The sequence below is a fragment of the Paenisporosarcina sp. P4_D4 genome, from assembly GCF_056401835.1.
This window is the reverse complement of sequence record NZ_JBFUIO010000033.1, coordinates 21558-28221: the sequence shown is the minus strand read 5'-3', so window position 1 is coordinate 28221 and position 6664 is coordinate 21558. Positions and strand designations below refer to the sequence as shown.

Genomic DNA, 6664 nt, shown 5'->3' with positions numbered 1-6664 from the left:
AAACCAAAGCATTACACACGTGGACTTCATGATTGGTTCTGAGCAAATGGACATTGATGGAATTTTGGAAGACGGCTCTCGTGAAGCGATATTCCGTGCAGGTAACTGGGCGTTTTAATGAACAATTTTCGACAATTGGTAAAATACCTTCAAGAATGCACTCTCCTCCTGTATACTGATAACTATTGAACAAATAGGTTAGTAGAAAGGAGAGTTCTCATGACTTTCGGGATTATAATTGTTATTGGCTTTATGATTATTATTGGGATAACTGGTCAATTCGTTATGCATTTCTTGGGTAGAGCTTTAGTTTCTCATGACGCAGAAATAATCGATCMAAAACCTAATACAAAGTATTAATCATATAAAGCAATCGTCTACAGACGATTGCTTTTTGTTATGATTTAACTTTTCGTTTACATTTACACTACACGAGTATAACGATAATGTGACAAAATCCTACAAGATACTTAATTCCCCCCTCCTCTCTATACCATATGTCACAGGAAATTCTGCAACATTTGACAACTCCCATTAAGTACCATATGGATTATGCACTAAAATCCTCTATACTTATGAAGCAAACCGTTTTAAGGGAGGAATCTGCATGTTTTCAGGTATTGATTTGGGGATTGATTTAGGAACAGCTAATATCCTTGTATATACAAAAAATAAAGGCATTATATTAAATGAACCATCGGTAGTAGCGGTGGATACAAAAACTAGACAAGTTGTCGCATTTGGTGAAGAAGCGAAGAGTATGATCGGTAAAACACCAGGTTCGATTACAGTTATTCGACCATTGAAAGATGGCGTCATTGCTGATTTTGATGTAACGACAGATATGTTGCGTATGGTCATGAAAAAAGTAGGCAAAAAAATGGGTAGCTCTGTCCGTAAACCGAACGTTATGGTATGTACACCATCTGGCGCTACTTCAGTGGAACGCCGTGCAATTCATGATGCCGTGAAAAATAGTGGCGCTAAAGAAGTACATTTGATTGAAGAACCTGTAGCAGCTGCGATTGGAGCAGACCTGCCTGTCAGCGAACCAATTGCAAGTGTCATTGTTGATATTGGTGGGGGAACCACTGAAGTTGGGATCATTTCATTTGGCGGTGTCGTATCGTCTAATACAGTTAAAGTTGCGGGAGACCGTATGGATGAAGACATTATTCATTTTGTCCGTAAACAATTCAATGTGCTAATCGGTGAACGCACAGCTGAAAGAATTAAAATGGAAGTCGGGTACGCCTTGATTCCACATACAGTGGAAACAATGGAAGTGCGTGGCCGTGACGTCATGACAGGCCTTCCAAAAACTATTACAATCAGTTCTGTAGAAGTTCAAGAGACTTTGAAAGAATCGTTACTTTCTATTCTKGAAGCAATTCGTGCAACTCTTGAAAGCTGTCCTCCAGAACTATCTGGTGACATTGTTGACCAAGGTGTTGTATTGACTGGTGGCGGTGCCCTATTAAAAGGCATGCAAGAATGGTTATCTAACGAGATTTCCGTACCAGTTCATATTGCCCCTCAACCACTTGAGTCTGTAGCAATCGGTACAGGTCGTTCATTAGTGATGATGGATAAAATACAAAAAGTTGCCCGCTAATCAAAAATGATAGGGGCAACCTTGTGAGCGGGATGATTCTGTCATCTCGCTCATTTTTTTATATAATGGTGGTCGTTTTTGTTTGATAAAGTTCGGCGACAATTCCTCGTTCATAATTCCTTGATGAAAGATTGGAGTCAATGCCGGCGACACCGGTGGAATGAGCCACGTCCAATCCCCTTTTACTTCTCTTTGTTGCTTTTCTTCTTTATCACGAAACGTTTGAAATTGCTGTGCCGCTGTATAATGGTCGACAATCTGGACTCCAGCCTTTTTATACGATGCATACACTGCATGTTGAAGTTCCACTAGGGCTCTGTCCCTCCAGAACGTTGTCGTACTTGATGTATCAAGCTCCAACTGTTCTGCGACATCTCTCAATCGATTGTAACGATAAGAATCTACTAAATTTCTTGCTGCGATTTCTGTCTCCATATACCATCCGTTAAAAGGAGCGGGATAACGTAATCCGCCAATTTCCAAATATCGATCCGAAATGATTGGCACCGCATACCATTTCAGATTAAGTGGTCCCCAGTTTTGATGAACAGGATGATTGATTTCCACTTCAAGAATTTCTTCTTTATTTAATGGTACCATTATTGGATTCCCTTCATCCCATTGGAAAATCACGGGCAATAAATCGTACGGACTGCCCTCACCTTCCCAACCAAGATTTTGGGCTATTTTTGTTATCTCAATCGAAGCTGGATCACCTACAACATCACCTGATTCCAATTTGTACCCTGCATAGCGGATCAACTGATGACTCCACAATTGCACTTTTTGCGGTTCATTTTGTTTAAGTGGCGGAAAAATGGTAATCGTAGACCGAATTTTCCCTGTATTTGTAGCGTGTTGAATATGTTTATGCAGATATCCGGCTACTTCATCAGACGACTCCACATCTCTTGCATCTAAAATATCGAGACTTTCCCAAAACAACCGTCCAATGCATTTCGTACTATTTCGCCAAGCAAGCTTTGCACCATACGTTATTTCCTCCAGTGTATGTGTATAGGTTCCAGTCGCTCTTATTTCACTTTCTACACAACGCTGACGGTCATTTACCACTTCCATTGAAAGTCCATTCTCTTCTCCATATTGAAAAATAAATTTAGCTGCCTCTTCAAGCATTGAATGGTTCATGTTTTTCATCCTTTATGTTTCTTTATCCTTATAGTGTAGTTAATATTTCTATTCTACACAAAGGATTATCGGTACACATTACCTTGTTTTTAAGGAATGTGACTTAAAAGTGGCGAATCCCTATAAAAATCATCTACAATAAGAAAGGAAATTACTTAGGAGGAACTGATAAATGTCTTTATTAAACGAAATTCTTTCTTTTAACCAAAAATTCGTAGCTGAAAAACAATACGAAGAATTCATTACAACAAAATTTCCGGACAAAAAAATAGTTATCTTAACATGTATGGATGCCCGGTTATTTGAATTATTACCGAAGGCAATGAACTTTAAAAACGGTGATGTGAAAATTGTAAAAAGCGCCGGCGCTGTAATTAACCATCCATTCGGTGGCATCATGCGTAGTTTACTTGTAGCTGTATATGAATTGAATGCAGAAGAAATTTACATAATTGGTCATTACGACTGCGGGATGAGTGCCATCAAACCGGATGTCATGCTGCAGAAAATGATTGATCGGGGAATTGCTCAAGAAACAATCGATATGCTGAGCTATTCGGGTGTGGAATTGAACGAATGGCTGCGTGGCTTTGAAGATGTGAGCGAAAGTGTCAGACATAGTGTGGATATGGTAAAAAATCATCCCCTAATGGTCAAAGATTTTCCAGTTCACGGTTTGGTCATTGATCCCGCAACAGGCAGACTTACACTTGTGGAATAAGAAACATAAAAAAACTGCACCCCAATTGTTAGTGTGTCTAACAATTGGGGTGCAGTCCATGTTAGGCTCTTTTTTACTGTTCTGCTGATTTTTTGCGTCGATAATTCCATTGTTGGTATTGGAAACGAATGAAGCATCCGATACAAAACCCCATAATAGCTATCAATGCTGCTAATCCCACCATAACAGTTGCAATGTTAAACAAAATACCCCAATTCATAAAGAAACTAATCGTCGCAATTAATAAAAACCCAACGGCCAACCATTGGTTAAATTGTAGCTGGTCATAATCTTCTTGGGCATATTCATTTGCTGGCTTGTTTAAAAATTTCTTAACTATGGCTAAAACAGGATTGAATCCTGTAAATAAACTTAAAAGACATGAAACTAAAGGAATCAATAACATCCACGCGGATTGTGTAATAAGCGAAATGACTACTGATATGACAATTGTCCATTGATTCGCCATCACAAGAGGCTTCGGAATTGTTTTCATATTAAAACCTACCATTCTTATTGGATTTCAGTTTATTATATGATTGGGTTGAAAATATGTAAACATATCAGCCTATAACATCTAATATTTCCCGGGAAATCGACATAAAAAAACTGGTTTCTCAATTGAGAAACCAGCCATTCATCATTTTACGCCATTTCCGCCAAGCGGCCTTGCCTTTTCAATAATCATTTTCTAAAATTGCATAAATGTAATGATCTTCCCATTCACCATTAATGAATAGTAGCTGTCTTAACAAGCCTTCTTTTTGCATTTTTGCTTTTTCTAAGACACGCATTGAACCAACATTACGCGGAGAAACATATGCTTCAATGCGGTGTAACCCTATAACTTCCATTCCATACTTGACCAGAAGTTGAACCGCCTCTGTCGCAACCCCTTTGCCCACATTCAATTCATCTATAGAATAACCAATGAAAGCACTTGAAAAAGGTAGGCGTTTAATACTGTACATAGAAATATGACCAATTAGTTCCCCCGACTGTCTATCATAAATGCCGAAGCTGAATTCGCGTTGGTTCTTCATATGGTGAAGTGATTCTAGAATCTTTTCTCTTTGTACTGCTACGGTAAAGTATGAATCCTGATGCCTTGGTTCATAAATTGACCAATAATGTCGATTCTTAAATACTAGATTGGTGAGATCTGAAGCATCATTTTCATCTAATGTTCGTAAAAAACAAGTTTGTCCGTCCAGTAAAATCATTGAAAATCACCCTTTAGATGAAGTTAACGACAGAAACTCTTCCACATCTTTAATACATAGTGCTATGCCTTTTTCCCAGAACGCATGTTGAGTGATATCTTCTCCTAAATGCTTCATTGCTAAATCTTCAACAGACATGATTGCCGTATCTTGAAGTAGGGAGATATACTTTTCTTCGAAACTGCAGCCTTCTTCAATTGCTTTCGCATAAATGCTTAAGCTGAATAAATAACCGAATGTGTAAGGGAAATTATAGAATGGTACATGTGTGATATAGAAATGCAGTTTTGATGCCCAGAAATGCGGATGAACTTCACCTAATCCATCTCCAAATGCTTCACGTTGCGCTTCTTCCATCAATGTATTTAAGCGTGCAGCAGAAACAATTCCTTTTTTACGCTCCTCATAAAAACGAGTTTCAAATAAAAATCGTGCATGAATGTTCATGAAGAATGCGACACTTCGTTGAATCTTATCTTCAAGCAATGCCAATTTTTCATCAGCTGTTGATGCTTCTTTTACTGCTGCATCAGCTACAATCATTTCAGCAAATGTAGAAGCTGTTTCTGCAACTCCCATTGCATATTGACGATTCATCCAATGTACAGGACGAAGTGCATATGAATGGAAAGCATGACCAAGTTCATGTGCCAATGTTGCAACGTTGGACATCGTTCCACTATATGTCATAAAAATACGGGACTGCTGTGATAGAGGCATCCCAGTACAGAAACCACCTGGTCGTTTATTAGGGCGGTCTTCTGCCTCAATCCATTCATCTTCAAATGCCTGTCGTGAGAATTTCTCAAGCTCCGGACCGAATTTGCCGAAGTGTTTTAAAATGAACTCTGCACCTTCCTGGTATGACACTTTCTGAGTAGATTCAGTTACTGGCGCGTCTAAATCGTACCAATGCATGGCATCTGCTCCTACCAGCTCAGCCTTACGCTTTAAATATTCTACAAATGGAGCTTTATGCGCGCTGATTGYGCCCCACATAGCATCCAATGTTTGCTGTTTCATTCGATTTATTTGCAATGGTTCTTTTAATATTGAATCCCAGCCACGTTTTTTGTAAACGGCCAAGCGGAATCCAGCCATATGGTTCAATGTTTTAGCAAAGAACTCTTCTTTATCTGTCCATGCTTGTTCTAATGCTTCAAACGATTCTTTTCGAACTTTTGCATCCGGATGAGAACTTAAGTTACTCGCTTGTCCTACAGAGAACTCTTTTTCTTCTCCGTCCACTGTGACACGAACTTTCACGTCACCAACCAATAAATCGTATAGTTGACCCCATCCATGATAGCCGTCCACCCCAAGAGCGGTAATCATATCTTCTTCTTTTTCAGAAAGTAATTCCTTCGCTTCATCTCGCCATTCGTTTAGAACAAAAGCAAATTCTTTTAATTGATCGTCCTTCATTAAAGCAGTCCAAACAGTTTCTTCAGTTTTTGATAACTGTTGTTGAACAACGAGCATGGATGAAGAAAAACGAGCACCTAAAGAGCCGATTTCCCCTTGCAATAAGTTCGCTTGTTTATCAGTAGTATCTTGAGCTAAATAACAACCAACAACTGCTCCAGCTTGTGTTAAATTTTCAGCAACTTGTTTAGTTTCTTCAATAATAGAAGAAATTTTAGTAGCGTCTGATTCCCCTGTTGGAACAACAAAGGATGATAAAGTTTGCTCAAAAGTATCAAGTCTACTTGCTAAAGCATCCAAATGTTCACGAAGTTCAGGAGATGAGCTTCCTCCCTTAAAAAATACGTCCAAGTCCCAAACTTCAGCATACGTCTTTGTAGTCAATATCTTTCCCCCATGTCTTTCTAAATTTTCTGAAAACACTATACTATTATATCATGCTTCTTCGCCTTGCGAAACATCGTTCTGTAGTTTTGCAATGGGTATGCCTTTTTCAATGCACACTTGCATAATATGTTCCAGAATTCTTTT

At 38.8% G+C, this 6664-nt stretch carries 7 protein-coding genes; 3 read left to right on the top strand and 4 right to left on the bottom strand.

Annotation, left to right across the window (positions count from 1 at the left end; genetic code table 11):
- Together AC1DSL_RS09705 and mreBH are read left to right on the top strand one after the other, a co-directional pair.
- Positions 1–118 (top strand): aminopeptidase (locus AC1DSL_RS09705; RefSeq protein WP_477532011.1); only part of this gene is annotated, 118 nt, incomplete at its 5' end.
- Between the two features lie 489 nt (positions 119–607).
- The gene (gene mreBH, locus AC1DSL_RS09700) at positions 608–1615 is read left to right on the top strand and encodes a rod-share determining protein MreBH (RefSeq protein WP_016429258.1); all 1008 of its coding nucleotides are present in this window, start codon (positions 608–610) and stop codon (positions 1613–1615) included.
- On the opposite strand, the gene AC1DSL_RS09695 is transcribed toward mreBH, so the two are convergent.
- A complete protein-coding gene (locus AC1DSL_RS09695) occupies positions 1616–2764 on the bottom strand; it encodes a nitric oxide synthase oxygenase (protein WP_477532010.1) in 1149 nt (382 codons plus the stop codon).
- A 172-nt stretch (positions 2765–2936) separates the two neighbouring features.
- Here AC1DSL_RS09695 and AC1DSL_RS09690 point away from each other — a divergent pair, with 172 nt between their 5' ends.
- On the top strand, positions 2937–3485 hold the full coding sequence (locus tag AC1DSL_RS09690; protein WP_016429260.1) for a beta-class carbonic anhydrase: 549 nt from the start codon (positions 2937–2939) through the stop codon (positions 3483–3485).
- 73 nt (positions 3486–3558) lie between these two features.
- On the opposite strand, the gene AC1DSL_RS09685 is transcribed toward AC1DSL_RS09690, so the two are convergent.
- The 3 genes from AC1DSL_RS09685 to AC1DSL_RS09675 form a co-directional block, all read right to left on the bottom strand.
- Positions 3559–3981, bottom strand: a complete 423-nt coding sequence (locus AC1DSL_RS09685) for a DUF4395 domain-containing protein (RefSeq protein ID WP_477532009.1) — start codon at positions 3979–3981, stop codon at positions 3559–3561.
- Positions 3982–4162: 181 nt separating this feature from the next.
- Positions 4163–4708: a GNAT family N-acetyltransferase gene (locus tag AC1DSL_RS09680; protein WP_016429262.1), complete on the bottom strand. Its 546-nt coding sequence runs from the start codon at positions 4706–4708 to the stop codon at positions 4163–4165.
- A 6-nt stretch (positions 4709–4714) separates the two neighbouring features.
- Positions 4715–6517, bottom strand: a complete 1803-nt coding sequence (locus AC1DSL_RS09675) for a M3 family oligoendopeptidase (RefSeq protein ID WP_477532008.1) — start codon at positions 6515–6517, stop codon at positions 4715–4717.
- Between the last annotated feature and the right edge of the window lie 147 nt (positions 6518–6664).